Origin of the sequence: Streptomyces sp. NPDC051173 (assembly GCF_040689515.1) — a bacterium.
Classification (GTDB): domain Bacteria; phylum Actinomycetota; class Actinomycetes; order Streptomycetales; family Streptomycetaceae; genus Streptomyces.
The window spans coordinates 57,358-82,942 of the sequence record NZ_JBFBBD010000001.1 but is presented as its reverse complement, the minus strand read 5'-3'; the positions used below and the strand labels follow the sequence as shown (position 1 = coordinate 82,942).

The following is a 25,585-nucleotide window of genomic DNA, read 5'->3' as shown; positions in this document are numbered from 1 at the left end:
GCGGTGCCCGCGGCACCTCGGGCCCCGGGTCCTCGGGCCTCAGTCCTTCTCGTCCGGCAGGATCATGTGCATCGCCCAGGCCACGATCGAGATGATCACGCCGCCGACCAAGGCGCTCCAGAAGCCTGTCACATGGAAGGCCAGCCCGAGCTTGCCCGCCAGCCAGGACGTCAGCAGCAGCATCAACGCGTTGATCACGAGCGTGATGAGCCCGAGGGTCAGGATGAAGAGCGGGAAGGACAGCAGCTTCACGACCGGCTTGACGATGAAGTTGACCACGCCGAAGACGAGCGCGACGAGAATGAGCGTGAGCACCTTGCGCACGGTGTTCTCACCGGACAGCGTGATGCCCTTGAGCAGCCAGATGGCGACCGCCAGGGCCGCCGCGTTGGCGATCGTCTTGACTACGAAATTCTTCATGGTGAGATCGTTGCAGACGGGATCGGCTGCCGAGGTCCCGAGCTGTGACGCACAGCGAAGTGACAGCGAGGGACGGTAACGAGGTGGTCGAGAGATGAAGGCGTTCCGGCTGGACGAGCTCGAGGCGGAGCGGGCCGCCAACGAGGGGGCCTATCTGCAGTTCCTGCGCGAGCGGAACATGTCGGTCGGCCTCTACGCGCTGGACGCGGGGGACACCGACCCGCAGACCCCGCACACGCAGGACGAGGTCTACATGGTCATGAGCGGCCGCGGGGCGATCACGGTGGGCGACGAGACGACCGACGTGGCGCGGGGGAGCGTGGTGTACGTGCCCGCCGGAGTCCCGCACCGGTTCCACCACATCAGCGAGGATCTGAGGGTTCTGGTGGTCTTCTCTCCGCCTGAGAGCTGAGGGGGGACCCCGGGATCCCGTAGGGGGTCGCTCAGGGACGGACGGGGGCCACGGGGCCCCCGCGGGCCCACCGGGCCGTCCTAGCATCGAGAGCGAGGCCGGAGCAGTTCCGCTCCGGCTCCATCGAAGAGCTCCACGAAGCGGAAAGCAGGGACGACGACATGGGTGAGAAGGGGATTTTCGCAGGACTCCCGTGGTGGGTGAAGTGGATCGCCGTGCCGGTCCTCGTCCTGATGGTGTTCGGCGGCCTGATCATGACCGCGCTCGGTTTCGTCATCGCGCTGCTCTTCAAGGCGCTGCTGCTGGTGGCGCTCGTCGGTGGCCTGATCTTCGTCGTCAGGAAGTTCACGTCGTCCTCGTCGTCCAAGGGCGACTGGTAAGGCGTCCCATCGGTGTGCGGGAGACAGGAGTACGTCACCCGCACCGGCCCCCGGCACCGCCTTCCGACTGTCGCCCGCGGTCGGTGTTGACGGCTGTGGCGAATTCTGCGCCGTTAAACGCCCGGAACGACTCCGCCCCGTAGTCGAGTCGCTACGCTCCAGAGTCATAGAGCTCGTAAGCTCACTCTCGATCTCTATCGGTATCTGAAATATCACTCCCTGTGATCCATGGATGCCGTCGGATGACGGAGTCTATGGCCATAAGGAGCCAATCCCGGCCAAAACGACGAATCGGGGCATTGGGCGATGCGTGAAACGGTTCAGGCAGAAGTAATCATGACGTTCCTCGTCTCCGAGGAGCTGTCCTTCCGGATTCCGGTCGGGCTGGTCTACGACAGCAGTGACCCTTATGCGGTGAAATTCACCTTTCACCTGCCCGGGGACGCCCCGGTGACCTGGGCGTTCGCCCGGGAGCTGCTGCTCGACGGACTCAGCCAGCCGTCCGGCGAGGGCGATGTGCACATCGCCCCCGCCTCCACCGAGCACCTCTCGGACGTCTTCATCCGGCTGCAAGTGGGCTGCGAAGGGGCCCTGTTCCGGGCCGGGGCGGCGCCTCTCGTGGCGTTCCTCGACCGGACCGACCGCATCGCACCCCTCGGCGAGGAGCGCTCGGTCGCGGACTTCGAGTACGACCTCGCGGCCGCTCTCGACAACATCCTCGCCGGCAACCCCGAGGGACAGAACGCTGGTTAGCGGCCCGGAATGCCTCCCTCGTCCTTCTGGACCGGCACCCGCTCCGGGCGGGGCGCCGCGCCCTGCGGCGCGGCCGCGGACCCCGGGCCCGCCGGGCTCCCCGTAGTGCCGTTGCCGTTGCCACCGGCGCCGTTCGCCGCCGGGCCGCCGAGGCCGTCCGCCCCCGGGCCCTGTGCCGTGCCCATGCTCGCGAGCAGCTGCCGCGCCAGGCCCAGGCCCGTGCCGCCCATCGTCAGGGCCTTCGCGAAGAGGTCGGACATGCCGTCCGCCCCGTTCAACAGCACCATATGATCGACGTTTCCGAAGGCCGCCGCCCCGGCCCGCACGATCTCCGGCCAGTTCTCGGCCAGTTGCTGGGCGACCACCGCCTCCTGGTTCTCCGCGAGGGCAGCCGCCCTGGCCTTGATCGCCTCCGCCTCGGCCAGACCCTGCGCCCTCGCCGCCTCGGCCGCCGCCAGACCCTTGGCCTGCGCGGCCGCGGCCTCGGCCTCACCGGTCGCCCTCGTCGCCGCGGCGGCCGCGGTACCGCGCGCCTCGGTGGCCTCCGCCTCCGCGCCCGCCGCCGTCTTCACCCGCGTCGCCTCGGCGGCCGCCGCCAGCTCCGTCTCCCGGGCCTTCGCCTGCGCCGCGGAGATCCGGGCGTCACGCTCCGCCTCGGCCAGCGTCCGCTTCTCGTACGCCGCCGCGTCCGCCGGCTTGCGGACGTCCGCCTGGAGCTGCTGCTCCTTGCGCTGCGCCGCGAGCTCGGCGACCCGCGTCTCCTGGACCACGACCTCCTGCTGCGCCGCGGCCTCCGCCAGCGGACCCGCCTGCCGGGCCTTGGCCGCCGCGCTGTCCCGCTCGGCCTGATAGCCGGCCCGGAGGATCTCGCTGTCCCGGGTCGCCTCCGACATCCGGGCCGCGGCCTGCTGCTCCGCCTCCGTGGCCAGCCGGTCCGCCTCGGCCTGGGCGATCCGGGCGTCCCGGTGGACCGCCGCCGCGTGCGGCGCGGAGAGGTTCTTGATGTAGCCCGTGGGGTCCTGGATCTCGTGGATCTGCAGGGAGTCGATGATCAGGCCCAGCTTCTCCATCTCGGAGCCCGAGGCGGCCCGGGTCTCACCGGTCAGCCGCTCGCGGTCGCGGATCATGTTCTCGACCGTCAACCCGCCGACGATCGAGCGCAGGTGACCCGCGAAGACGTTGTGCACCCGGTCGCCCATGTGCTTCTGCTGGTCCAGGAAGCGGCGGGCCGCGTTCGCGATCGACACGAAGTCGTCGCCCACCTTGAATATCACCACGCCGTGCACCTTGAGCGGGATGCCCTGCTGGGTGACGCAATCCACGTTCAGCTCGGCCTCGTTGAGATCCAGCGACAGCTTCCGCACCACCTGCACCCCGGGCAGCACGAGCGTGCCGCGCCCGGTGACGATCCGGAAGCCCATGCCTTCCTCGAGGCCCTCGGTGCGGTGCTTGGAACCGGAGATGACCAGCGCCTCATTGGGCTCGGCCACCCGCCACATCAACTTGAACAGCCCGATCACGACGGCGACGCCGATGACGACGACCCCCGCCACGATGCCGATGAGCATCGCTCATCCCCCCTTTGACGGCTCCTGGGTGCGGAGCCCTGTGATCGAAAGTGTGCTCCTGCGCAGGCCAGTGGTGAAGAGGCCCGGGCGTCTTGGCGCTTTCTTGACGCCTGGTGCCCCGCGAACCCCCGCTCACACCGGGCGAATCAGCCGTAGGCGGCCGCCACATAGACCGTGCGCGGCGGCTGATACTCCACGATCACCACCACCGTGCCCCGCTCCAGGCGCTCGCCCGCCTCCACCGCGTACGCCAGGAACGCCTCGGCACCGCCCCTGACCCGCACGATCACCTCGCCGACCAGCCCCGGGCCGACCGTCCCCGTCACCCTGCCCTGCTCCCCGATCACCGGCTCCCCCTCCCGCGATCACTTCGCCCGGCGGCGCTTCCCGCCCCGGGACGCCCCCCGCGCCCTCGGGCCGCTCCTCGCCCGCGTCTTCGTATTGTGCCGGTCGGCACTGACAACGAGCGCCGCCAGCGCGGTCGTCACCGGCACCGAGGCCACCAACCCGATGCTGCCGACCAGCGTGCGCACGATCTCCTCCGCGACGATCTCGCTCGTCGCGACCCGCCCGATCCCGCTGTCCGCGATCGAGAACAGCAGCATCAGCGGCAGGGACGCGCCCGCGTACGCCATCACCAGCGTATTGACCACCGACGCGATGTGGTCCCGTCCGATGCGCATCCCCGAGCCGTAGAGCTTGCGCCAACTCGCGCTCGGATCAGCCTCCTTCAGCTCCCACACCGCCGACGTCTGCGTCACCGTGACGTCGTCGAGCACACCCAGGGAGCCGATGATGATCCCGGCGAGCAGCAGGCCGCGGATCTCGATCTCCGGATAGAGGCCGTGCACCAGGCCGGTCTGGTCGTCGGTGTCGCCCGTCAGGTGCGCCCACTGCGTGAACAGCGCGCCGAGCAGCCCGATGAGCATCAGGGACGTGAGCGTGCCGACGACCGCCACGGACGTCCGCGCGTTGAGGCCGTGACACATGTACAGCGCGATCAGCATGATCGCGCTGCCGCCGACCACGGCCACCAGCAGCGGGTCGGAACCGTGCAGGATCGCCGGGAGGATGAACATCGTCAGCACGCCGAAGCTGACCACCAGCGCGACCAGCGCGAAGACCCCGCGCAGCCGGCCGACCACCACGACGGCCAGCGCGAACAGTCCGGCGAGCAGCGCCATGGGCAGCGTCCGGTCCACGTCGGTGACCGCGTACTGGAGGTTCTCGGGTGCCTTCGGCGCGTACGCCAGGAGGACCTCCTGGCCCACCGTGTAGTGGCGCGAGGCGCTCGGCTGCACGAGCTCGGTGAAGGTGCGGCCCTTGTCCGGGCCCGAGGTGACCTCGATCTCCGACTTCTCGCACGGCCCCTGCGCCGCCGGCGGGCCGCCGCCCGGCTGCGGGGACTGCTGCTGCGGCGTGGCACCCGCCTTGGCGCAGTCGATCTCCTCGATCTTCACCACCCGCCCCGACCGCGTCTGCTGGTCGAGGCCGAGGCCGGAGTGCTTGTGGGGAGGCGCGCCGCCCGGCCACATCACGATCAGCCCCGCGAGCACCGCGACGGCGAAGGGGATGAGCACGGCCGCGATCACCTTGCGCAGGTGCGCGGAGACGGGCGTGGGCGGTCCGTGGCTGTGCGAGTGGCCGTGGGAGTGCCCATGGGCATGCCCGTGGGATCTCGGGCGGGGGACGTCGGCGGGGGCTTGCGGTTCCGTGGGGGTCACGCCCCGCATCATCGCAACCCCCTCTGGTCCTCCGGACGGGGGAAGCGCTAGCGTGGTGGCACCTTTGCAATCGCGGGAGCTCGGAGCACCGGGCTGAGAGGGCGCTGACCTCCGTACGGCTGGCACGTACGGGAATCGCTGCGTCGACCGCCGAACCTGTTACCGGGTAATGCCGGCGTAGGGAGTTCTGGTCTCATGACCTCGCAGGATGCACGCACGTCCGAAACCGGTCCCATCGGCTGGCACAAGGACTACGTGACCGGCTCGCGGCCGGACCTCAGGGTTCCGGTGCGGCGGGTGCATCTCACCAACGGGCAGGACGTACGGCTGTACGACACCTCCGGCCCGTACACCGACCCGGCCGTCGAGACGGACGTCCGCCGTGGCCTCCTGCCGCTGCGGGAGAGCTGGATCATCGGCCGCGGCGACACCGAGGAGTACGCGGGGCGCCCGATGCGCCCCGAGGACGACGGCCTCAAGCACACCTCTCCGCGCGGGGGGCTGAAGAACCTCGACGCGGTCTTCCCCGGCCGCCCGCGCCAGCCCCGCCGGGGCCGGTCCGGCGCCGCGGTGACCCAGCTCGCGTACGCCCGGCGGGGTGAGATCACCGAGGAGATGGAGTACGTGGCCCTCCGGGAGAACGTCTCCCCGGAGACCGTCCGCGAGGAGATCGCGGCCGGCCGGGCCGTGCTCCCCGCCAATGTGAACCACCCGGAGATCGAGCCGATGATCATCGGCAAGAAGTTCCTGGTCAAGGTGAACGCCAACATCGGCAATTCCGCCGTCACCTCCTCGATCGAGGAGGAGGTCGAGAAGATGACCTGGGCGACCCGCTGGGGCGCCGACACGGTCATGGACCTCTCGACCGGCCGCAACATCCACACCACCCGCGAGTGGGTGCTGCGCAACTCCCCCGTGCCGATCGGCACCGTGCCGCTCTACCAGGCCCTGGAGAAGGTCGACGGCAAGGCCGAGGAGCTCACCTGGGAGATCTACAAGGACACGGTCATCGAGCAGGCCGAGCAGGGCGTGGACTACATGACCGTCCACGCGGGCGTGCTGCTGCGCTACGTCCCGCTGACGGCGCGCCGCAAGACCGGCATCGTCTCGCGCGGCGGCTCGATCATGGCCGCCTGGTGCCTGGCGCACCACAAGGAGTCGTTCCTCTACGAGAACTTCGAGGAGCTCTGCGAGATCCTCGCCTCGTACGACGTGACGTACTCCCTCGGCGACGGCCTGCGCCCCGGTTCCATCGCGGACGCCAACGACGAGGCGCAGTTCGCCGAGCTGAGGACGCTGGGCGAGCTCAACACGATCGCCAAGCGGCACAACGTGCAGACGATGATCGAGGGCCCGGGCCATGTCCCGATGCACAAGATCAAGGAGAACATCGACCTCCAGCAGGAGATCTGCGAGGAGGCGCCGTTCTACACGCTCGGCCCGCTGACGACCGACGTCGCGCCCGCGTACGACCACATCACCTCGGGCATCGGCGCGGCGATGATCGCCTGGTGGGGTACGGCGATGCTCTGCTACGTCACGCCCAAGGAGCACCTGGGCCTGCCGGACCGCGATGACGTCAAGACCGGTGTGATCACGTACAAGATCGCGGCCCACGCGGCGGACCTCGCCAAGGGGCACCCGGGCGCGCAGGAGTGGGACGACGCGCTGTCCGACGCCCGCTTCGAGTTCCGCTGGGAGGACCAGTTCAACCTGGCGCTCGACCCGGACACGGCACGCGCCTTCCACGACGAGACGCTGCCGGCGGAGCCCGCGAAGACGGCGCACTTCTGCTCGATGTGCGGGCCCAAGTTCTGCTCCATGAAAATTAGCAGAAGCATCACAGAGCAGTTCGCTCCTGACCTGGCAGGTCCGGCCAGTGACAAGGAGATCGAGGCGGGGATGCTGGAGAAGTCCAAGGAGTTCGCGGCGGCGGGGAACCGGGTCTACCTGCCGTTGGCGGAGTAGGTTCGACAACCTGGCGGAGGGGGCTCCGTCGTTGGGCCCCCTCCGTAGATGCGATCTTCCTGGCTTGTGCTGATCACGCCCAAGTGGGCGTGCGCTGACCTCGGGTGCGCTTGCGTTGTCGGCTGTGCTGCCGTCCCGCTGTCCGCTACGCGGGAACGCCGTGTTCGAGGTACTGAGTTTGGGCCTGTCCGCGGGCCTTGATCGCCTGCTTCACGCGACGTGCCAGCCTCGGGATCAAGAGCTCGTCGAGGGCGTCCACAGGGTGGTACTCGGCACCCAGTAGCTCGGCCAGGTCAAGCCTGATCGCGTCGTGCTCGTCCTGCTGGAGTTGCCCGCCGTCGAAGATGTAGAGGATCTTGTCGCCCTCGTTCTCGCTGGGCGCCCAGTCCACCACGAGCAGGGAGCCGATGGGCGGCGTGATGCCCAGCTCCTCCAGGACCTCGCGCCTGCACGCCGCAAGCGGAGACTCGCCCGTCTCGATGTAGCCGCCGGGGATCTCCCACTTGGGCTTGTACGAGGGACGGACCAGCAGCACGTGCCCTTGGTCGTTGAAGAACAATGCCCCTGCTGCCATGCGAGGGCGGGCCATGCGCTGTTCCTGCTCGGTCTCCGTCATGTGGCGAGCCTACTGAGTCAACTTCCTGGCCCTGTGGCTACTCCGTTCTCTCCCCTGGCGTCGCGCAGCGTGTGAGACTCGACCTGGCGTAGTAACGGGAGGGCGACGATGCGCGGCATGACCGATCACCGGGCGTTCGGCGAGCGCGTGAAGTTTTACCGGGAGCGGCGGGGGCTGCACCAGTGGCAGCTCGCGGAGCTGCTGAACCGGTCCGAGGACTGGGTCTACCGCGTCGAAGCCGGCCGCATCCCGGTGAACAACGTCAAGATGCTCATGGATTTAGCCGACGCGCTGCTTCCCGCGGAGCGCTGAGGCGTTCAGCCGCACGGTCCGAGAGGCCCCGGCCGGTGCCGGGGCCTCTCGCGTGTGCCGTGCGGCGGTCCGGCGGTCACCCCGGACGGTTGTCCGGGCCGCCGTAGTCCGGGCTGGTGAAGTCGGGGCTGGTGTAGCGCGGGCGGACGTGCGGGGAGGCCTCGCTGTCGGGGCTGGTGAAGCCCGGGCGCGAGTACCCCAGGGTGGGGGTCCGGCTGTGGCCCTCGTGCTGCCTCGGGACGTACGAAGGCGGCGTGTTGACCGGGGCGTTGGCCAGGGCTTCGCGGAGGAAGGGCAGTATGCCGCGGTGGAGCAGCGCCTGCCGCCATGCCTCACCGGCCCGGTCGGCCTCGTCGCTCAGCCCGGCGCCCCGGGCGTCCGTCCCCTCGCCGACGCCGTTGCGCAGGGCGGTCACCACCATGCCGATCATGGCGACGAACGCACCGGCGGCGGTGAGCCCGGCGAACCACCAGCCGATGGTGATCATCGGCTCGCCGACGGAGGGGTTGGAGCCGACCGTCCGCAGGACGTAGCCGACGAGGAGGAAGATCAGCGCGGCTATCCCGGCGAGCACCGGGGCCAGCACGGCGACGACCGCACCGGCGCCCGCGCCGGAGGACTCCACGATCTCGCTGTCCGCGAGGCCGAAACCATCGGGGGCGCTTTCATCGCCGTGCGCGCCCCCGGCGCTCACATTTTGGGGGTGCACGCTCGCGGAGAGCGCGCGCAGAGCGTCGCGCGCCCTTACGTAGTTCTGGTATTCGGTGGTCGCGCACGCCGAGATGGCGGTCATGGCATTGAGCGCCATGGTGCGCAACTGCTCGGCATTGAGCCGCTGTCCTATCGCGGCGGCCAGTTCCGGGTCATGGTCGGCGGTACGCAACGCCTGGTCGAGAACCCGCTCGAATTCCGGGCGGTCCTCGGCCAGCAGGTGCGGAGCGCTGTTCATGTGCATCCCCCGATGCTCCGTAGGGCCTTCTTGCCGGCTTGCACCGGGCAGTGGGCGGAAACGGAGGAGAGCCTGCTACGGATAAGCCGATGGTAGAGCGGTACCGGCGCACGGTGACAGTGTGTTTCGTGAATTGCCCCGGGCCGGTGGAACTCCCTACCTGCCCGTGGACCTACCCCCTGAACCCTCATCCACCCAGGGGAAGTTGCACCACCAGCAGTTTTCCGGCCATCGTGACCCCTCCGTCCATCGCCAGCGCGAGTCCGTCCGCGTAGAGATGCGGACCGTCGACGGCGGGCGAGCCGCCCTCCTCGCCGTCCGCGTCCTCCGCGCCGACCTCGCCCAGAAGATACGGAATCGGACTGTGGCCGTGCACCAGACGGCGGCCGCCGTAGGTGTCCAGCAGCTCCCGTACGGCCATCGGGTCGTCGCGGAAGGCGAACCGCTTGGTGAACTTCCGGAAGAGGTCCCAGCACTCGTCGGCGTCGTTGCGCTGGAGCGCCTCGGTGACGGCGTCGTTGACGGCCTCGATGGAGTCGCCGTAGTCGAGGTAGGCGGTGGTGTCGGAGTGCACCAGCAGGTGTCCGTCCTCCTCCGCCATGGCGTCGAGCCGCGACATCCACTGGAGGTGGTGGTCCTCCAGGCGCTCCATGTCGGTGCGCTGGCCGCCGTTGAGGAGCCACGCCGCCTGGAAGGAGGCTGTTCCCGCACCGGAGTTGACCGGCGTGTCGGAGAACCGCTTGGCGCCGATGATCAGTAGCTCGTGGTTGCCCATGAGGGCCTTGCAGTAGCCGCCGGCGGCCGCGGCCTCCGCGGACAGCCGCATCACCAGGTCGATCACGCCGACGCCGTCCGGGCCGCGGTCGGTGAAGTCGCCGAGGAACCACAGGCGCGCGTTGCCCGCGCACCAGCTGCCGTTCGCGTCGATGAGGCCCTGCGCCTCCAGCGCGGCGTGCAGCTGGTCGAGATAGCCGTGGACGTCGCCCACGACGAAGAGCGGGCCGAGGCCGGGCCGCGGGGCCGCGTGCTGCTCGGGGAGGGGCGTCAGGGCGACGGTCGGCACGTCGTCGGGGACGGCCTGGCCGATCACGGGCAGGTCGCGCTCGGTGGGGGTGTAGCCCTCCGGCGCGGCCGGCGGCGGCTGCACGGGCGGGGCCGCGTGGTCGTACGGCGGCATGGGGGCATGCGGAGGGGGCGCGGCATACCCGGGGAAGGGCGGCATCGCCGCCGTGGTCCGTGCCGCGGGTCCCTGACCGGCCCCCTGAGTCATCGACCCCTCCACCATCGCGCCGCCGTGCACCTTGTGGACCTTGCCTGGTCGACGGCGGTCCGTGGTGTCGTGCGCCCATCATAGGAATGACCGTCGCGCCTTGTGACGCACCAGGGGCCGTCAATCGGGGCGGGAGGGTGCGCGCGCCGGTCATTTCTCCCCAATTGAGTCATTCGCCCCCGGGTCTCCGCGCCCCGTGCGCCCTCCTCACGGCTTTGGCAAAGGTGTGGCGGCCCGGAAACGGCGCGTTGACCCCGAGGGGCCCACGCGGCGTCCCGCAGCGTTCCTTAATCCGAGGCGGGGCCGCGTGGCGGGCTGACCGTGGTGCGCGGCCGGCGGCGCTGGGAGGACGTCCGGACGATCAGTTCGGTCGGTATCACCTGCTCGACCGGTTGCCCGCTGCCGAGCCCCTCGATGGCGTCGATGAGGAGCTGGACGACCGCGGTGCCGATGCGCCGGGGCTTGAGGGACAGCGTGGTGACGGGCGGCTCGGTGGCGGCGTAGACGGTGGACTCGCTGCAGCAGACCAGCAGGAGGTCGTCCGGGACGCGCAGGCCGTAGCGGCGGGCGGCGGCGAGCAGGTCCGTGCCGTTGGGGTCGAACAGGCCGTAGACGGCGTCCGGCCGGTCGGGCCGGGCGAGCAGCCGGTCGGCCGCCACGGCACCGGCGCAGGGGTCGTGTGCGGGGTACTTCTCGTAGACCGGGTCCTGGCCCACCCGTTCGCACCAGTGGAGGTAGGCATGGGTGGACAGCCGGGTGTACGTGTCGGTGGTGGTGCCCGTCAGCAGGCCGATCCGGCGGGCGCCGGCCGCCGCGAGGTGGTCGAGGATGCCGAGGACGGCTGCCTCGTGGTCGTTGTCGACCCACGCGGTGACCGGGAGGGAGCCCGCGGGCCGGCCGTCGGAGACCACCGGGATGCCCTGGCGGACCAGTTCGGAGACGACCGGGTCGTGGTCGGAGGGGTCGACGACGACGGTGCCGTCGAGGGCGACGTTGGACCACACGTCGTGGCGCGAGGTGGCGGGGAGGATCACCAGGGCGTAGCCGCGGGCCAGCGCGGCGGAGGTGGCGGCCCTGGCCATCTCGGCGAAGTACGCGAACTCGGTGAAGGTGAAAGGTTCATCCCCGTACGTGGTCACGGTCAGGCCGATGAGCCCGGACTTGCCCGTGCGGAGGGTGCGGGCCGCGGCGGAGGGGCGATAGCCCAGCCGGTCGGCGACCTCGCGGACATGGCGGCGGGTCGCGTCCGGTAGCCGGCCCTTGCCGTTGAGCGCGTCGGAGACGGTCGTGATCGAGACACCGGCGGCGGCGGCCACGTCCCGGATGCCCGCCCGTCCGTGCCGGCCGCCCCTGCGGGATGGTTCGGCCCGGCTCACCTGATGCTTCCCTGCTGCTGTCATGGCGAGCCGATAGTAGGGCTCGGGTCGCGCGTTGGCGCGGCGCTCCATTTGGCTGTTGACAGGCACGTTTCTGCAAGCACAATTCCACCCAATGACCATGGAAATACAGAGAGTTGTCCGGGTGGATGGTGAACCATTGGCCTCTGGCATATCCGCCTCCGGTTATCACCCCAGGTCTCGAAGAGGTCTCAACTCACCTTCATGGGTGATGCGCGCCACGGCGTCCGCCACCGGCGCGCAGAAGTTTCGGGAGCGCTCCCCCTGCTCTGGACGCTGCCCCGGTGAATCCTCTTAAGGTGTGCAGTATTCATGTCCGCTATTCGTGTGCGGCCTGCCCGTGCGGGTGCGAGCGCACGGGATGTCGAGGAGGACCCGCGGTGACCGAGAAGACCCCGAGGCTGCGCCCCGCCCTGGACGGCGTGCCGACCTACAAGCCGGGCCGGCCCGCCGCGGCGGGTGGCCCCGTCGCGTACAAGCTGTCCTCCAACGAGAACCCCTATCCGCCGCTGCCCGGCGTGCTGGAGAAGGCGGTCGACGCGGCGGGCACCATCAACCGCTACCCCGACATGGCCTGCACGGGCCTGATGGCCGAACTCGCGGACCGCTTCTCCGTGCCGGTGACGCACCTGGCCACCGGCACCGGCTCGGTGGGCGTCGCCCAGCAGCTGGTGCAGGCCACCTCGGGGCCGGGCGACGAGGTGATCTACGCCTGGCGGTCGTTCGAGGCGTACCCGATCATCACCCAGGTCTCCGGCGCCACTCCGGTGCAGGTCCCGCTGACGGACGACGAGGTCCACGACCTCGACGCGATGCTGGCGGCGATCACCGACCGGACCCGGCTGATCTTCGTCTGCAACCCCAACAACCCCACCGGCACCGTGGTGCGCAGGGCCGAGCTGGAGTCCTTCCTGGACCGCGTGCCGGCCGACGTGCTGGTCGTGCTCGACGAGGCGTACATCGAGTTCGTCCGTGACGCGGACGTCCCCGACGGCCTCGACCTCTACCGCGACCGCCCGAACGTCTGCGTGCTGCGCACCTTCTCCAAGGCGTACGGCCTGGCCGGGCTGCGGATCGGCTTCGCCGTCGCGCACGAGCCCGTCGCGGCGGCGCTGCGCAAGACCGCCGTCCCGTTCGGCGTGAGCCACATCGCGCAGGAGGCGGCGATCGCCTCGCTGCGGAGCGAGGACGCGCTGCGGGAGCGGGTGCAGGCGCTGGTGGAGGAGCGCGCCCGGGTCGTCGACGCGCTGACCGGGCAGGGCTGGACCGTGCCGGAGACGCAGGCCAACTTCGTCTGGCTGCGGCTGGGGGAGCGCACGGCGGAGTTCGCGGCGGCCTGCGAGCGGGCGGGCGTGGTCGTACGGCCGTTCCCGGGCGAGGGCGTCCGCGCGACGATCGGCGAGACGGCGGCGAACGACCTCTTCCTCGAAGTGGCGGGGGCGTTCCGCAAGGAGCTGTAGAAGGCGGGGCCTTCGGGGCGGGCCGGGGTGCGCGGGGAGACCGCGTACCCCGGCCCGTCGGCGTTGTGGGCCCGCCGCCCGGGCCGCCGACAGCCGGGCCGACAACCGGTCCGCCGGTCGAAGCCGGCGTTCCGGATTTGGCCGAAGCGCACCGGGTCCACGGCTGGGGGGACCCCCTTGTCGGGCACGAAAACCTGTGCGTCATAATTGCTTGTGAATGTGAACGCGTTCACAAGCATGCCCTTTACCTCCCGCTTTCGTTGGGGCGAAAGGGGCATATCGCCGATGCGTGAGGCGTCGGTGACGCAAGAGGCAAGGAGAGACCGCGTGAACCTCGCTTTGGCGCCGGAGACGCTGGCGCGCTGGCAATTCGGCATCACCACCGTCTACCACTTTCTCTTCGTCCCGCTCACGATCAGTCTCGCGGCGATCACCGCCGGTCTTGAGACGGCCTGGGTCCGTACCGGCAAGGACAAGTACTTCCACGCGACGAAGTTCTGGGGAAAGCTCTTCCTGATCAACATCGCGATGGGTGTCGTCACCGGCATCGTGCAGGAGTTCCAGTTCGGCATGAACTGGTCCGACTACTCACGCTTCGTCGGCGATGTCTTCGGCGCGCCGCTCGCGATGGAGGCCCTGCTGGCCTTCTTCTTCGAGTCCACCTTCATCGGCCTGTGGATCTTCGGCTGGGACAAGCTGCCCAAGAAGATCCACTGCGCGTGCATCTGGATCGTCGCCGTCGGCACGGTGCTCTCCTCGTACTTCATCCTGGCGGCCAACTCCTGGATGCAGCACCCGGTCGGCTACGCCATCGACAAGGCGACCGGGAAGGCGCGGCTCACCGACATCTGGGCCGTGCTCACCCAGAACACCACCATGGTCGTCGTCTTCCACACGCTCACCGCGGCGTTCCTCACCGGTGGCGCCTTCATCGTCGGCATCGCCTCCTTCCACCTGTGGCGCGCCAAGCGCAGGCAGCTGCGGGGCGAGGAGCTCGGGGAGAAGCAGCGGGCGCAGGTCGGCGCCATGCGGGCCTCGCTGCGCGTCGGCCTGGTGGTCGCGGTCATCGCCGGTCTGGGCACCGCCCTCAGCGGTGACAGCCTCGGCAAGGTGATGTTCGAACAGCAGCCGATGAAGATGGCCGCGGCCGAGGCGCTGTGGGACACCCAGGCGCCTGCGCCCTTCTCGGTCTTCGCGGTCGGCGACGTCACCAAGGGCCACAACAGCGTGGAGATAGAGGTCCCGGGCGTCCTCTCCTTCCTCGCCCACAGCAACTTCTCCGAGGCCGTCCCCGGCATCAACGACGTCGCCGCGCAGGAGGCCGCGCGGTACGGCGGCAAGCCGGACGACTACATCCCCAGCATCTTCATGACCTTCTGGGGCTTCCGGCTGATGATCGGCTTCGGGATGACCTCCTTCGTCGCCGCGCTCATCGGCCTGTGGACCACCCGCAAGAAATTCTGGCTCGACCCGCAGTTCCGCACGGGCGATGACGAGGTGCCGCGGCTGATGCTCACGCGCACCCGCGAGATGAGCCCCTTCTTCACCGCCTGGTCCTGGCGCATCGGCCTGCTCACCATGGGCTTCCCGCTCATCGCCAACTCCTTCGGCTGGATCTTCACCGAGATGGGCCGCCAGCCGTGGGCGGTCTACGGGCTGATGAAGACCGGGCACGCCGTCTCCCCCGGCGTCAGCCAGGCCGAGGTCCTCACCTCCATGGGCGTCTTCACCCTGCTGTACGGCGTGCTGGCGGTGGTCGAGGTCAAGCTGCTCGTGAAGTACGCCAAGGCCGGGCCCGACACGGACGAGAAGCCGCCCGCGAAGGACCCGAGGCTGCGCCTGCCGTCCGGGGGAGCCGGGGCGGAGCGGTCAGAGGACGCCGACAAGCCGATGACCTTCGCGTACTGACGCGGCGGCGGAACGGAGACAACGAACCATGCACCTCCACGACTTCTGGTTCCTCGTGATCGCCGTCCTGTGGACCGGCTACTTCTTCCTCGAAGGGTTCGACTTCGGCATCGGCGTCCTGACCAAGGTCCTGGCCAAGGACCGCACCGAGCGCCGGGTGCTGATCAACACCATCGGGCCCGTCTGGGACGGCAACGAGGTCTGGCTGATCACCGCGGCCGGCGCGACCTTCGCCGCCTTCCCCGACTGGTACGCCACCCTGTTCAGCGGCTTCTACCTGCCCTTCCTCGCGATCCTGGTCTGCCTGATCGTGCGTGGCGTGGCCTTCGAGTACCGCCACAAGCGGACCGGTGAGCGCTGGCAGCGCAACTGGGAGCACGCGATCTTCTGGTGCTCGCTGCTGCCCGCCTTCCTGTGGGGGCTCACCTTCGCCAACATCGTCCGCGGGGTGCCGATCGGCTCGGACAAGAACTTCAGCGGCACGGTCCTCGACCTCTTCGGCCCGTACGCCCTGCTGGGCGGCCTCCTCACCCTCGTGCTCTTCACCTTCCACGGCGCGGTCTTCGCGGCCCTGAAGACGGCGGGCGCCATCCGCCACCGGGCCAGGTCCTACGCCACCGTGTTCGGCATGACCGCGGGCGTGCTCGCCGTGGCCTTCCTCGGCTGGACCCAGGCCGAGTCGGGCAACGGGCGCAGCCTGGCCGCCCTGATCGTCGCCGTGGCCGCCCTCGGCGCGGCGCTGGTGATGAACCACGCGGGGCGCGAGGGCTGGGCGTTCGGCTTCTCCGGGGTGACGGTCGCGGCGGCCTTCGCCCTGGTCTTCCTCGCCCTCTTCCCCGACGTCATGCCGTCCTCGGTCAACCCGGCGTGGAGCCTCACCGCGGCCGACGCCGCCTCCAGCCCCTACACCCTGAAGATCATGACGTGGGTCGCGGTCCCCATGACGCCCCTGATCATGGGCTACCAGGCGTGGACCTACTGGGTCTTCCGCAAGCGGATCGGCACCCAGCACATCCCGGCACCGGCCGGCCACTAGGTCGTGGCCGGTGGATCGTTGTCAGTCGTCTGCGGGCCGTCTGCTGCCTGCGGCGGGGACGCCCTTGGGGGTCCCCCCGGACGAAGTCTGGGGGAGTGTCCTCAATCTCCCCCAGCTAACTCCCCCAGACTCCGTCCGGGGGTGCCCCCAGAGGTGCCCCCAACGGGCTGAGTTCTGCGCACTCGCATCAGCCAACTCAAGCCTGTCCGGCGCTTGAGGACACCACCCGCAGAACCGACCACATGACCGACAGGACGGAACGCCCATGAAGCCCGTCGACCCCCGACTGCTCAGGTACGCCTCCGCGACCCGCCGTTTTCTGGTCGCCTCCGTCGTGCTCGGGCTGGCGGGGGCCGGCCTGGTCATCGCCCAGGCGATGCTGATCGCCGACGTGGTGACCGGAGCCTTCCGGCACGGCCGGTCCACCGGCGACCTGGCCGCGCAGCTGGCGCTGCTGGCCGCCGTGGCCCTGGGCCGGGCGGCCGTCGCCTGGCTCACCGAGCTGACCGCGCACCGCGCGAGCGCGGCCGTGAAGTCCGAGCTGCGCATGCGGCTGCTGACACGGGCCACCGCGCTCGGGCCGGACCGGCTCGCCGCCGGGCGGACCGGTGAGCTGGCCACCCTCGCCACGCGCGGAATCGACGCGCTGGACGACTACTTCGCCCGCTATCTGCCCCAGCTCGGCCTCGCGGTCGTCGTGCCGGTGGCCGTGCTCGCGCGTATCGTCACGGCGGACTGGCTCTCCGCGCTGGTCATCGTCGTCACGCTGCCGCTCATCCCTCTCTTCATGATCCTCATCGGCTGGGCGACGCAGTCCCGGATGGACAAGCAGTGGCGGCTGCTGTCCCGGCTGTCCGGCCACTTCCTCGACGTCGTCGCCGGGCTGCCCACCCTCAAGGTCTTCGGCCGTGCCAAGGCGCAGGCGGAGTCGATCCGCGCGATCACCGCCGACTACCGGCGCGCCACGCTGCGGACGCTGCGCATCGCCTTCCTCTCCTCCTTCGCGCTGGAGCTGCTGGCCACGCTCTCGGTGGCCCTGGTCGCGGTGGGCATCGGCATGCGGCTCGTGCACGGCGAACTCGACCTGGAGACCGGCCTGATGGTGCTGGTCCTGGCGCCCGAGGCGTATCTCCCGCTGCGGCAGGTCGGCGCGCAGTACCACGCGGCGGCGGAGGGGCTGGCGGCCGCCGACCGGGTCTTCGCGGTGCTGGAGACCGAGCCCGGACCGGCCGGCACCCGGCCCGCTCCCGACGCCAGGACCGCGACCCTGACGGTCGACCGGCTGGTGGTGCGGCACGAGGGACGGGCCGAACCCTCCCTGCCCGAGACGTCGTTCGAGGTGCGGCCGGGGGAGACGGTCGCGCTCGTGGGCCCCAGCGGCGCCGGGAAGTCGACGCTGCTGGACGTCCTGCTCGGATTCGCGCGCCCGGCGGCCGGGCGGGTGCTCGTAGGCGGTACGGACCTGTCATCGCTCTCCCCCGGAAGCTGGCGGGACCAGGTGGCCTGGGTCCCGCAACGACCCCATCTCTTCGCCGGGACGGTCGCCGAGAACGTACGACTGGCACGGCCCGAGGCCACGGACGCGCAGGTGCGTGAAGCACTGCGCGCGGCCGGTGCGCTCGACTTCGTCTCCATGCTGCACCACGGCACTGACACCCGCCTCGGCGAGGACGGCGCCGGGCTCTCCGCCGGGCAGCGCCAACGGATCGCGCTGGCACGGGCGTTCCTCGCCGACCGTCCCGTCCTGCTCCTCGACGAGCCCACCGCCAACCTCGACGGCGAGACCGAGGCCGCCGTGGTCGAGGCCGTGCGCCGGCTCGCCGAGGGCCGGACCGTCCTGCTGGTCGTGCACCGCCCCGCGCTGCTCGCGGTCGCGGACCGCGTCGTCCGCGTCGACGCCCGGCCCCCGGAGCGGCGGGCCGCGGCCCCCGCCGCCCCGCCCGCGCGCCCCGGGCAGCCGGGCGCGGTGGCGGATGCCACCGCCTCCGCCGCCGCGTACGACGTGCCGGGCGCGCCCCTGCCCGTACGCGGCGCCGGAGTGCTGGCCCGGGTGCGGGCCACCGGGAAGCCGCTCCGGGCGCGGTTCGCGCTCTCGCTGCTGCTGGGCGCCCTGGCCCTCGGCAGCGCCGTCGGCCTGATGGGCGTCTCCGGCTGGCTCATCTCGCGGGCCTCCCAACAGCCGCCTGTGCTCTATCTGATGGTGGCCGTCACCGCGACCCGTGCGTTCGGGATCGGGCGCGCCGTCTTCCGCTACGCCGAGCGCCTCGTCTCCCACGACGCCGCGCTGCGCGCCCTCGCGTGGCTGCGGGTGGAGGTCTACCGGCGGCTGGAGCGCCTCGCGCCCGCCGGACTCCGGGAGACCCGCCGGGGCGACCTGCTCTCCCGGCTCGTCGCGGACGTGGACGCCCTCCAGGACTACTTCCTGCGCTGGCTGCTGCCCGTGGGCTCGGCCGTCGCCGTGGGCACCGCCTCGGTCGCCTTCACCGCGTGCCTGCTGCCGGAGGCCGGTCTGCTGCTGGCGCTCGGGCTGCTGGCCGCCGGAGTGGCCGTGCCCGCGCTGTCCGGCGCGTTCGCCCGCCGCGCGGAACGGCAACTGGCACCTGCCCGCGGCGCGTTGTCGACCCAGGTCGTCGACGTCCTGGCGGGCACCGCGGAACTCACGGTCGCGGGCGCCCTGCCCGCCCGGCTGACGCGGCTGCGCGAGGCCGACGGGGTGCTCACCGGCATCGCCCGCCGCGCCTCCGCCGCCACCGCGCTCGGCTCCGGGCTCTCCGCCCTCGCCTGCGGCCTGACCGTGGCGGCCGCCGCCTGGGCGGGCGTGGGCGCGGTGCACGACGGCCGCCTGGGCGGCGTGTGGCTCGCGGTGGTGGTCCTCATGCCGCTGGCCGTGTTCGAGGCGGTGGCCGGACTGCCGCTCGCCGTGCAGTACCGGCAGCGCGTACGGCGGTCCGCGGAGCGGGTGTACGAGGTGCTGGACGCGCCCGTGCCCGTACGGGAAGGGGCGGACGAGGCCCCCGGATCCCCGTTCCCGCTGCGGGTGTCGGGGCTGGGCGCACGGTATCCGGGGCAGTCCGCGCCGGCCCTGGAGGGCTTCGGCATGGAGCTCGTACCGGGCCGCCGGGTCGCGGTCGTGGGCCGCTCCGGCGCGGGCAAGACGACGCTCGCCCAGGTGCTGCTGCGCTTCCTGGACGCGGAGTCCGGGACGTACACCCTGGCGGGACAGGACACCGGCCCCATGGCGGGGGACGCGGTGCGGCGGCTGGTGGGTCTGTGCGCGCAGGACGCGCACCTCTTCGACAGCTCGGTGCGCGAGAACCTGCGGCTCGCGCGGCCGGGGGCGGACGATGCCGAACTGCGTGCCGCCCTGCGGTCCGCACGGCTGCTGGAGTGGGTCGACAGCCTGCCCGAGGGGCTCGACACACTGGTCGGCGAGCACGGGGCGCGGATGTCCGGCGGGCAGCGGCAGCGGCTCGCGCTGGCCCGCGCGCTGCTCGCCGACTTCCCCGTGATCGTGCTGGACGAGCCGGCCGAGCATCTCGACCTGGTGACGGCCGACGCGCTCACGGCAGATCTCCTGGCGGCCACCGAGGGCCGTACGACCGTGCTGATCACCCACCGGCTGGCCGGGCTGGAGGCGGTCGACGAGGTGATCGTGCTGGAGCGCGGGCGGACCGTGCAGCGGGGCGGCTACGAGGAGCTGGTGGCGGCGGACGGGCCGTTCCGGCGGATGCTGGAGCGCGAGCGTGTGGCGGACGCCTGGGGGACGGCCGGGGCGTCCGGGGTATCCGGGGTATCCGGGGTGTCGGGGTCGGAGGGCGCGGAGGCGGTGGCGGGGGCGCTCTCCGGCCGGTGAGCGCCGACGCGGACGGGTTTCCGGTCGTGGCCACTTTCCCTGACAAATAGTGCTTATTAGGCTCTGCGGTATGGCAGCCACGGCAGAACCCTCCGGCCCGCAGGACTCCTCCGGCCCGGCCGGCGCGCGGGCGCCGCAGGACGTGCAGGGTCTGATGGACCCGCTGGCCATCGCCACCGAGGCCACCCGCAGCCTCCAGGGGATGTCCACCGAGCTGACCGCGCGCGTACCGCAGCTGCTGGAGGCCATGCGGTCGGTGGGCACCGGCCCGGAGCTGCACTCCACGCTCGACCGGATCGCCGAGACCGCCGCAGAGCTGGCCGACGCCCGCTACGCCGCCATCGGGGTCATCGACGCCAGCGGGGAGGGGCTGTCCGACTTCATCACCCATGGCGTCACCGAGGAACAGCGCGAGCGCATCGGGGCGCTGCCCGACGGCCATCGCGGGCTGCTGGGCGCGCTGATCCACCAGCCGGCGCCGGTGATGCTCTCCGACCTGGCCTCCGACCCCCGCTCCGCCGGCTTCCCGCCGGAACACCCGCCGATGCGCAACTTCCTGGGAGTGCCCATCCAGGTGGAGGGGGAGATCTTCGGCAACCTCTACCTCACCGAGAAGCGCGGTGGCGGGGAGTTCAGCCTCGCGGACCTCAACATGGTGAAGATCCTCGCGACCGAGGCGGGCATCGCCATCGGCAACGCGCGGGTGTACGACGAGGGCCGCCAGCGGATGCGCTGGATCGACGGTTCCGTGGCGGTGACCACGGCCCTGCTGTCCGCCAGCGACGCCGAGGACGCGCTGTCCGTCGTCGCCGAACAGGCGCGCAGGCTCGCGGACTCGGCGGCGGGCATCGTGCTCCTGCCGGACGGCGAGGGCGGTCTGGAGATGGTCGCCGTCTCCGCCGACGACCCCACCGGGCTGCTGGGCACGGTGATGCCGCCGCACAGCCCCGTGGTGTCCCATCTGCTCGCGGGCGAGCCGGTGTTCATCGACGACTCCGCCACCGACCCGCGCATGATCACCGGCGTGGCCCCGCGCTTCGGCCCGAGCATGCTGCTGCCGCTCAAGAGCGGCGACCGCGTCCTCGGCACGCTCGCGACACCGCGCGCGCGTGGCGCACGGGGATTCACCGCGACGGAACGCACACTGGCCGCCCAGTTCGCCGCGCAGGCCGCCCTCGCGCTCGTCCTGGCCGAGGCACAGCGCGACCGGGAACGGCTCGCCGTCTACGAGGACCGTGACCGGATCGCCAGGGACCTGCACGACCTGGTGATCCAGCGGCTGTTCGCCACCGGGCTGATGCTGGAGAGCGCGCAGCGCAACGCCGAGGTGCCCGACGTCCGGACCAAGGTCGGCCAGGCCGTCGACCAGCTGGATGTGACCATCCAGGAGATCCGTACGGCCATCTTCGCGCTCCAGCAGGGGCCCGCGGAGGCGCCCGCGGGGCTGCGGACGCGGGTGCTGAGGGAGCTCGGCACGGCCGCCGTCCCGCTCGGCTTCCAGCCCTCCGCGAGCTTCGTCGGAGCGGTCGACGCGAAGGTCGGCGAACTCACCGGCAAGAACCTCGTCGCCGCGCTGCGCGAAGCGCTCTCCAACGCCTTCCGGCACGCGCGGGCCTCCCGCATCGAGGTCGTCGTCGACGCCACCGCGTCCCTGCCGGACGGCCGGGACGCCGTGCGGCTCACGGTCGCCGACGACGGCGTCGGCATCCCCGAGGGCGGCAGGCGCAGCGGCCTGCGGAACCTCGCCAAGCGGGCCGAGTCGCTGGGCGGCTCCAGCTCGTACGGGCCGGGGCTGGGGCCGGACGGGGGCGGCACGCGGGTGCTGTGGGAAGCGCCCTTGTAGCGGGCGCCCCGGAGCCCTCCCGGCGCTCGTCCCGTGGTGCTCCCCGTCCTCCGATCGGACCCGCACGGGGCGCGCGCGGCCACGGCGCGGGACACGATCGCGTTCATGGGACGCCTGTACCGCCTGCTTCGTATATCGCGCGGACCGTCGATAACCCGTGACCGCGTGCTCTGTGTGCTGTGCGCACTGTGCGCGGTCGTATGGCCGCCGTTCGGCTCCGGCCTCCCGGCGGCCGGCGGGACCCCGCACAGGATCACCCGGGTCACCTCCGAGGTGTTCCGGCTGACGGAGGAGGCGGGGGAGGTGAAGCAGCGGTTCGAGCGGACGCGGCGCGCGGCCGGGGAGCAGAAGGCGCGGGCCGAGGAACTCGACCGGATGCTGCGGGGCCGCGAGATCGTCAAGGCGGCCCTGCGCGACGACGCCGGGGCGGCCGCCCGCGCGCAGTACCGCACCGGCGGATTCACCGTCGAGGCCGGTGCCGAGGACGTCGAGGACCCGGTCGAGCTCCTGGAGCTCCAGGAGCCCGCGGTGCGCCGCAGGGCGGCGCTGGGGCGGCTGCTGGACGAGGACGGCCGCCTGGCCGGGAAGCTCGCGGCCGAGAGACAGTCCCTGGCGGCCTCCCGGCCCCTGCTGGAGCAGGACACCGCACGGCTGAAGGCCGCGCAGCACTCCCTCACGACGCGTCTCGCGGCCGCGCGCGACCAGCTGAACGCCGCGTCCCAGACGTCGGTCGCGAGCGGCCGCTGCGAGCCGCTGGACGTGGAGGACGTGGGGGTCGGCGACACCGCCGAACGCGCGGCGGGGGACGAGCACGAGGAGTGGACCCGGCCCGTGCTGTCGTACGAGCTCTCGGCGGGTTTCGGTGGCGCCGGCGCGAACTGGGCGAACGGCCACACAGGACAGGACTTCGCCGTACCGGTCGGCACACCGGTGCGCGCGGTCGGCGCGGGGACGGTGGTCTCCACCGGGTGCGGCGGCGCTTTCGGCATGAGCCTGGTGATCCAGCACGAAGGCGGCTGGTATTCGCAGTACGCCCACCTGTCGGCGGCGCTCGTCGCGCCGGGCGGGCAGGTGCGCGCGGGCCAGTGGATCGGGCTGGCGGGGACGACGGGCAACTCCACCGGCCCGCACCTGCACTTCGAGATCCGCACGACTCCCGAGTTCGGGTCGGCGGTCGACCCGGTGGAGTGGCTGAACGCGCACGGCGTGCGGGTGTAGGCCGTGTCCGCGTCTTTCCTCCTCTGGCCGACTCCCCCGGACTCCAGCGGTGGTGCGCGGACGGCATCACCCGCGGAACGGCCTCAAGGACCGCCGGAGCACGGTGTGCGGCCGCCGCCGGGGCTCACCGGCCGGGGGACTCCAGGATCCGCTCGATGACCGCGGCGACACCGTCCTCGGTGTTGGCCGCAGTGTGCCGCGCGGTGGCGGCGAGGACGTCGGGGTGGGCGTTGGCCATCGCGTACGCGGTGCCGGCCCAGTCGAGCATCTCCAGGTCGTTGGGCATGTCGCCGAACGCCACGACCTCCTCGGGCGCGATGCCGCGCTCGGCACAACACCGGGCGAGCGTACTGGCCTTGCTGATCCCGAGGCCGCTTATCTCCAGCAGGGCGGTCGGGCTGGACCGGGTGAACTCACCGTGCGCGGCGCCCGCTTCGCGGGCGACGGACAGGAACGCGTCGGGTTCGAGGTCGGGGTGGTGGGCGAGCAGCTTGAGGATGGTGTCGGTGTAGCCGGAGTCCTCGGCCAGCAGCTTCTCGGCGGGGGCGAAGACGGCCTCCGGGTCGAGGAAGAAGGGCGGGTAGGCGGGCTCGTAGTGGGTGCTCCCGGTGCGCTCCACGGCGAACGAGGTGCCCGGAGCGGCGGCGCGCAGCGCGTGCACGACGGCGAGGGCCGCGGTGCGCTCCAGCGGCCGGACCTCGACGCAGCGGCCGCCGTCGTGGAGATCGACGACGGCGGCGCCGTTGGCGCAGATCGCCAGCCCGTGGCCGTGCACGTGGTCCCGGACGACGTCCATCCACCGGGCCGGCCGTCCCGTGACGAAGAAGACCTCGATGCCCGCCGCCTCGGCCGCGGCGAGCGCCGCGACGGTGCGCTCGGAGACCGTCTTGTCGTCGCGCAGGAGGGTGCCGTCGAGGTCGGTGGCGATCAGCCGGGGGAAGGCGGCGGGGCGGTGGACCGCCGGGGTCTCGGGCTGCTCGGTAGCTGAAGTCACGGCTCCATTCTCGTCCACGGACGGCAGGTGTCGCACAGGCGTGCGCAGGGGTGTGCGGCCGGCCTGGCCGGGAATCCGCGGCCGCCGCGTACGCCGGGATCCCGTGCCTGAGGCATGGGCTTTTGTCATACCCAGCGCTTAGGCTCGGTCCCATGCGACTGAGCACCGTGATCCTTCCCGAGCGCCGCTGGTCCGAGGGCGGCCGCGAGACGTGGCAGCGAGCCGAGGAGCTGGGCTTCCACGCGGCCTACACCTACGACCACCTGTCCTGGCGCACCTTCCGGGACGGTCCGTGGTTCGGCGCGATACCGACCCTGACGGCCGCCGCGACCGTGACCTCGCGGATGCGGCTGGGCACGCTCGTCACCTCAGTCAAGGCTTTTTCGCCCATCGCGGGCCGACCAGGGAAGATGCGGCTCTGAACTGCCCGGACCGCGTGACGGGGTACGCCACTGCCCAGTGATCAGCGCAGCTGCGACAGCGCCTCGGTCGCGATCTTCTCGAAGACGGCCTGGTCGGTGGCGAAGTCCGAGTCCGGGATCGGCGCGTGCACGACGATCTCGGTGAAGCCGAGCTCCTGGTGCCGGCCCGCGAAGTTCACGAAGGCATCGAGGGACTCCAGCGGCTGGTTGCGGTCCGGCGTGAAGCCGGTCAGCAGGACCTTGTCCAGTTCGGCCGCGTCCCTGCCGATGTCCGCGCACGCCTTGTCGAGCTTCTCGATCTGCCCCCTGATCGCCTCGCGGGACTGCTCGGGCGTGCCCGTCTCGAAGAGCTTCGGGTCACCCGTGGTCACCCACGCCTGCCCGTGCCGGGCCGCGAGCTTCAGACCGCGCGGGCCGGTGGCCGCCACGGCGAAGGGCAGCCGCGGGCGCTGCACGCATCCCGGGATGTTGCGTGCCTCGGTCGCGGAGTAGAAGGTCCCCTCGTACGTCACTGAGTCCTCGGTGAGGAGCCGGTCGAGCAGCGGCACGAACTCCCCGAAGCGGTCGGCGCGCTCACGCGGCGTCCACGGCTCCTCGCCCTCCTTGAGCAGCGTCGTAGCGTCGAAGCCGTTGCCGCCCGCGCCGATGCCGAGCGTGATCCGGCCCCCGGAGATGTCATCGAGCGAGATGAGTTCCTTGGCGAGCGTCACCGGGTGCCGGAAGTTGGGTGACGTTACGAGCGTTCCCAAACGCAGCCGCTCGGTGGCCGTCGCGGCGGCGGTCAGCGTCGGCACCGCCCCGAACCACGGCCCATCACGGAAGGTGCGCCAGGACAGGTGGTCGTATGTGTACGCGGTGTGGAAGCCGAGCTTCTCGGCGCGCTGCCACTGGTCACGGCCACCCTCCTGCCAGCGACGGAGGGGAAGGATCACGGTGCTCAGGCGCAGGCTCATGCCTCAGAGCCTACGACGATGCCCAAGGGCCCCGGCTGCCGCGGGTGAGCCTGCAGCAAGCCGGGCCGCCGATGTACACATCCTCGCCTCACAACGTCCCCGGTCAGCCCCGACAGCCGAGGTGACGCG

The 25,585-nt window shown here is 71.4% G+C and carries 21 protein-coding genes, 1 pseudogene and 1 riboswitch; of the genes and pseudogenes, 12 read left to right on the top strand and 10 right to left on the bottom strand.

Features of this window, described 5'->3' with window-relative positions; translation table 11 throughout:
- Window positions 1-39: 39 nt before the first annotated feature.
- Window positions 40-420 (bottom strand): phage holin family protein, encoded by a 381-nt coding sequence (locus AB0435_RS00380; RefSeq protein ID WP_366004560.1) that lies wholly within the window; start codon window positions 418-420, stop codon window positions 40-42.
- Window positions 421-514: 94 nt separating this feature from the next.
- Here AB0435_RS00380 and AB0435_RS00375 point away from each other — a divergent pair, with 94 nt between their 5' ends.
- The 3 genes from AB0435_RS00375 to AB0435_RS00365 all read left to right on the top strand — a co-directional run bounded on the left by AB0435_RS00375 (window position 515) and on the right by AB0435_RS00365 (window position 1,965).
- Complete coding sequence (locus tag AB0435_RS00375; RefSeq protein WP_366004561.1) at window positions 515-832, top strand: cupin domain-containing protein; 318 nt, start codon at window positions 515-517, stop codon at window positions 830-832.
- 161 nt (window positions 833-993) lie between these two features.
- Window positions 994-1,212, top strand: coding sequence for a DUF5326 family protein (locus tag AB0435_RS00370; protein WP_366004562.1), 219 nt, complete (start codon window positions 994-996; stop codon window positions 1,210-1,212).
- Between the two features lie 306 nt (window positions 1,213-1,518).
- Window positions 1,519-1,965, top strand: coding sequence for an SsgA family sporulation/cell division regulator (locus AB0435_RS00365; RefSeq protein ID WP_361519345.1), 447 nt, complete (start codon window positions 1,519-1,521; stop codon window positions 1,963-1,965).
- On the opposite strand, the gene AB0435_RS00360 is transcribed toward AB0435_RS00365, so the two are convergent.
- The 3 genes from AB0435_RS00360 to AB0435_RS00350 form a co-directional block, all read right to left on the bottom strand.
- Complete coding sequence (locus tag AB0435_RS00360; protein ID WP_366004563.1) at window positions 1,962-3,533, bottom strand: SPFH domain-containing protein; 1,572 nt, start codon at window positions 3,531-3,533, stop codon at window positions 1,962-1,964. The genes AB0435_RS00365 and AB0435_RS00360 overlap by 4 nt on opposite strands.
- A gap of 146 nt (window positions 3,534-3,679) precedes the next feature.
- Entirely contained in the window at window positions 3,680-3,880 is a 201-nt protein-coding gene (locus AB0435_RS00355; protein ID WP_361519339.1) for a hypothetical protein, read from the bottom strand.
- An 18-nt stretch (window positions 3,881-3,898) separates the two neighbouring features.
- Window positions 3,899-5,257 carry a YibE/F family protein gene (locus AB0435_RS00350; protein WP_366004564.1) on the bottom strand — a complete coding sequence of 453 codons (1,359 nt, stop codon included), beginning with the start codon at window positions 5,255-5,257 and terminating at the stop codon, window positions 3,899-3,901.
- Window positions 5,258-5,319: 62 nt separating this feature from the next.
- Window positions 5,320-5,459, top strand: a riboswitch (TPP riboswitch).
- Here AB0435_RS00350 and thiC point away from each other — a divergent pair.
- A complete protein-coding gene (gene thiC / locus AB0435_RS00345; protein ID WP_366004565.1) occupies window positions 5,453-7,225 on the top strand; it encodes a phosphomethylpyrimidine synthase ThiC in 1,773 nt (590 codons plus the stop codon). Its footprint overlaps the riboswitch before it by 7 nt.
- A 145-nt stretch (window positions 7,226-7,370) precedes the next feature.
- Here the strand turns inward: thiC and AB0435_RS00340 are convergent, their stop codons facing one another.
- Entirely contained in the window at window positions 7,371-7,841 is a 471-nt protein-coding gene (locus AB0435_RS00340) for an NUDIX hydrolase (protein WP_366425833.1), read from the bottom strand.
- A gap of 108 nt (window positions 7,842-7,949) precedes the next feature.
- On the opposite strand from AB0435_RS00340, the gene AB0435_RS00335 reads away from it, so the two are divergent.
- Window positions 7,950-8,153, top strand: coding sequence for a helix-turn-helix transcriptional regulator (locus AB0435_RS00335; protein ID WP_366425832.1), 204 nt, complete (start codon window positions 7,950-7,952; stop codon window positions 8,151-8,153).
- Between the two features lie 76 nt (window positions 8,154-8,229).
- On the opposite strand, the gene AB0435_RS00330 is transcribed toward AB0435_RS00335, so the two are convergent.
- From AB0435_RS00330 to AB0435_RS00320, 3 genes are all read right to left on the bottom strand, one after another.
- Entirely contained in the window at window positions 8,230-9,108 is an 879-nt protein-coding gene (locus AB0435_RS00330; protein WP_366425831.1) for a hypothetical protein, read from the bottom strand.
- Between the two features lie 181 nt (window positions 9,109-9,289).
- Window positions 9,290-10,387 (bottom strand): metallophosphoesterase, encoded by a 1,098-nt coding sequence (locus AB0435_RS00325; protein WP_366004610.1) that lies wholly within the window; start codon window positions 10,385-10,387, stop codon window positions 9,290-9,292.
- Between the two features lie 272 nt (window positions 10,388-10,659).
- Window positions 10,660-11,772 carry a LacI family DNA-binding transcriptional regulator gene (locus AB0435_RS00320; protein WP_366004569.1) on the bottom strand — a complete coding sequence of 371 codons (1,113 nt, stop codon included), beginning with the start codon at window positions 11,770-11,772 and terminating at the stop codon, window positions 10,660-10,662.
- Between the two features lie 377 nt (window positions 11,773-12,149).
- Between AB0435_RS00320 and hisC the strand changes: the two genes are divergently transcribed.
- From hisC to AB0435_RS00290, 6 genes are all read left to right on the top strand, one after another.
- Window positions 12,150-13,229, top strand: coding sequence for a histidinol-phosphate transaminase (gene hisC, locus AB0435_RS00315; protein WP_366004570.1), 1,080 nt, complete (start codon window positions 12,150-12,152; stop codon window positions 13,227-13,229).
- Window positions 13,230-13,556: 327 nt separating this feature from the next.
- Window positions 13,557-15,137 carry a cytochrome ubiquinol oxidase subunit I gene (locus tag AB0435_RS00310; protein ID WP_366425830.1) on the top strand — a complete coding sequence of 527 codons (1,581 nt, stop codon included), beginning with the start codon at window positions 13,557-13,559 and terminating at the stop codon, window positions 15,135-15,137.
- Between the two features lie 28 nt (window positions 15,138-15,165).
- Window positions 15,166-16,173 carry a cytochrome d ubiquinol oxidase subunit II gene (gene cydB / locus AB0435_RS00305; protein ID WP_366004572.1) on the top strand — a complete coding sequence of 336 codons (1,008 nt, stop codon included), beginning with the start codon at window positions 15,166-15,168 and terminating at the stop codon, window positions 16,171-16,173.
- 265 nt (window positions 16,174-16,438) lie between these two features.
- On the top strand, window positions 16,439-20,026 hold the full coding sequence (gene cydD, locus AB0435_RS00300; protein ID WP_366425829.1) for a thiol reductant ABC exporter subunit CydD: 3,588 nt from the start codon (window positions 16,439-16,441) through the stop codon (window positions 20,024-20,026).
- Window positions 20,027-20,180: 154 nt separating this feature from the next.
- Window positions 20,181-21,869, top strand: a complete 1,689-nt coding sequence (locus AB0435_RS00295) for a GAF domain-containing protein (protein ID WP_366004611.1) — start codon at window positions 20,181-20,183, stop codon at window positions 21,867-21,869.
- 105 nt (window positions 21,870-21,974) lie between these two features.
- Window positions 21,975-23,087 (top strand): M23 family metallopeptidase, encoded by a 1,113-nt coding sequence (locus AB0435_RS00290; RefSeq protein ID WP_366425828.1) that lies wholly within the window; start codon window positions 21,975-21,977, stop codon window positions 23,085-23,087.
- A 124-nt stretch (window positions 23,088-23,211) separates the two neighbouring features.
- On the opposite strand, the gene AB0435_RS00285 is transcribed toward AB0435_RS00290, so the two are convergent.
- Window positions 23,212-24,081, bottom strand: coding sequence for a Cof-type HAD-IIB family hydrolase (locus AB0435_RS00285; protein WP_366004575.1), 870 nt, complete (start codon window positions 24,079-24,081; stop codon window positions 23,212-23,214).
- A 152-nt stretch (window positions 24,082-24,233) separates the two neighbouring features.
- Between AB0435_RS00285 and AB0435_RS00280 the strand changes: the two are divergent.
- A pseudogene (locus AB0435_RS00280) lies at window positions 24,234-24,452 on the top strand (LLM class flavin-dependent oxidoreductase); the annotation flags it as partial.
- A gap of 92 nt (window positions 24,453-24,544) precedes the next feature.
- Here the strand turns inward: AB0435_RS00280 and AB0435_RS00275 are convergent.
- Complete coding sequence (locus tag AB0435_RS00275; protein ID WP_366004576.1) at window positions 24,545-25,456, bottom strand: LLM class flavin-dependent oxidoreductase; 912 nt, start codon at window positions 25,454-25,456, stop codon at window positions 24,545-24,547.
- Window positions 25,457-25,585 lie beyond the last annotated feature (129 nt).

What these genes read in the sequence shown, in the direction of transcription:
- AB0435_RS00380 (WP_366004560.1), bottom strand. Translation starts at nt 420, where the DNA reads ATGAAGAATTTCGTAGTCAAGACGATCGCCAACGCGGCGGCCCTGGCG.
- AB0435_RS00375 (WP_366004561.1), top strand. Translation starts at nt 515, where the DNA reads ATGAAGGCGTTCCGGCTGGACGAGCTCGAGGCGGAGCGGGCCGCCAAC.
- AB0435_RS00370 (WP_366004562.1), top strand. Translation starts at nt 994, where the DNA reads ATGGGTGAGAAGGGGATTTTCGCAGGACTCCCGTGGTGGGTGAAGTGG.
- AB0435_RS00365 (WP_361519345.1), top strand. Translation starts at nt 1,519, where the DNA reads ATGCGTGAAACGGTTCAGGCAGAAGTAATCATGACGTTCCTCGTCTCC.
- AB0435_RS00360 (WP_366004563.1), bottom strand. Translation starts at nt 3,533, where the DNA reads ATGCTCATCGGCATCGTGGCGGGGGTCGTCGTCATCGGCGTCGCCGTC.
- thiC (WP_366004565.1), top strand. Translation starts at nt 5,453, where the DNA reads ATGACCTCGCAGGATGCACGCACGTCCGAAACCGGTCCCATCGGCTGG.
- AB0435_RS00340 (WP_366425833.1), bottom strand. Translation starts at nt 7,841, where the DNA reads ATGACGGAGACCGAGCAGGAACAGCGCATGGCCCGCCCTCGCATGGCA.
- AB0435_RS00335 (WP_366425832.1), top strand. Translation starts at nt 7,950, where the DNA reads ATGCGCGGCATGACCGATCACCGGGCGTTCGGCGAGCGCGTGAAGTTT.
- AB0435_RS00330 (WP_366425831.1), bottom strand. Translation starts at nt 9,108, where the DNA reads ATGCACATGAACAGCGCTCCGCACCTGCTGGCCGAGGACCGCCCGGAA.
- AB0435_RS00325 (WP_366004610.1), bottom strand. Translation starts at nt 10,387, where the DNA reads ATGGTGGAGGGGTCGATGACTCAGGGGGCCGGTCAGGGACCCGCGGCA.
- AB0435_RS00320 (WP_366004569.1), bottom strand. Translation starts at nt 11,772, where the DNA reads ATGACAGCAGCAGGGAAGCATCAGGTGAGCCGGGCCGAACCATCCCGC.
- cydB (WP_366004572.1), top strand. Translation starts at nt 15,166, where the DNA reads ATGCACCTCCACGACTTCTGGTTCCTCGTGATCGCCGTCCTGTGGACC.
- cydD (WP_366425829.1), top strand. Translation starts at nt 16,439, where the DNA reads ATGAAGCCCGTCGACCCCCGACTGCTCAGGTACGCCTCCGCGACCCGC.
- AB0435_RS00295 (WP_366004611.1), top strand. Translation starts at nt 20,181, where the DNA reads ATGGACCCGCTGGCCATCGCCACCGAGGCCACCCGCAGCCTCCAGGGG.
- AB0435_RS00290 (WP_366425828.1), top strand. Translation starts at nt 21,975, where the DNA reads ATGGGACGCCTGTACCGCCTGCTTCGTATATCGCGCGGACCGTCGATA.
- AB0435_RS00275 (WP_366004576.1), bottom strand. Translation starts at nt 25,456, where the DNA reads ATGAGCCTGCGCCTGAGCACCGTGATCCTTCCCCTCCGTCGCTGGCAG.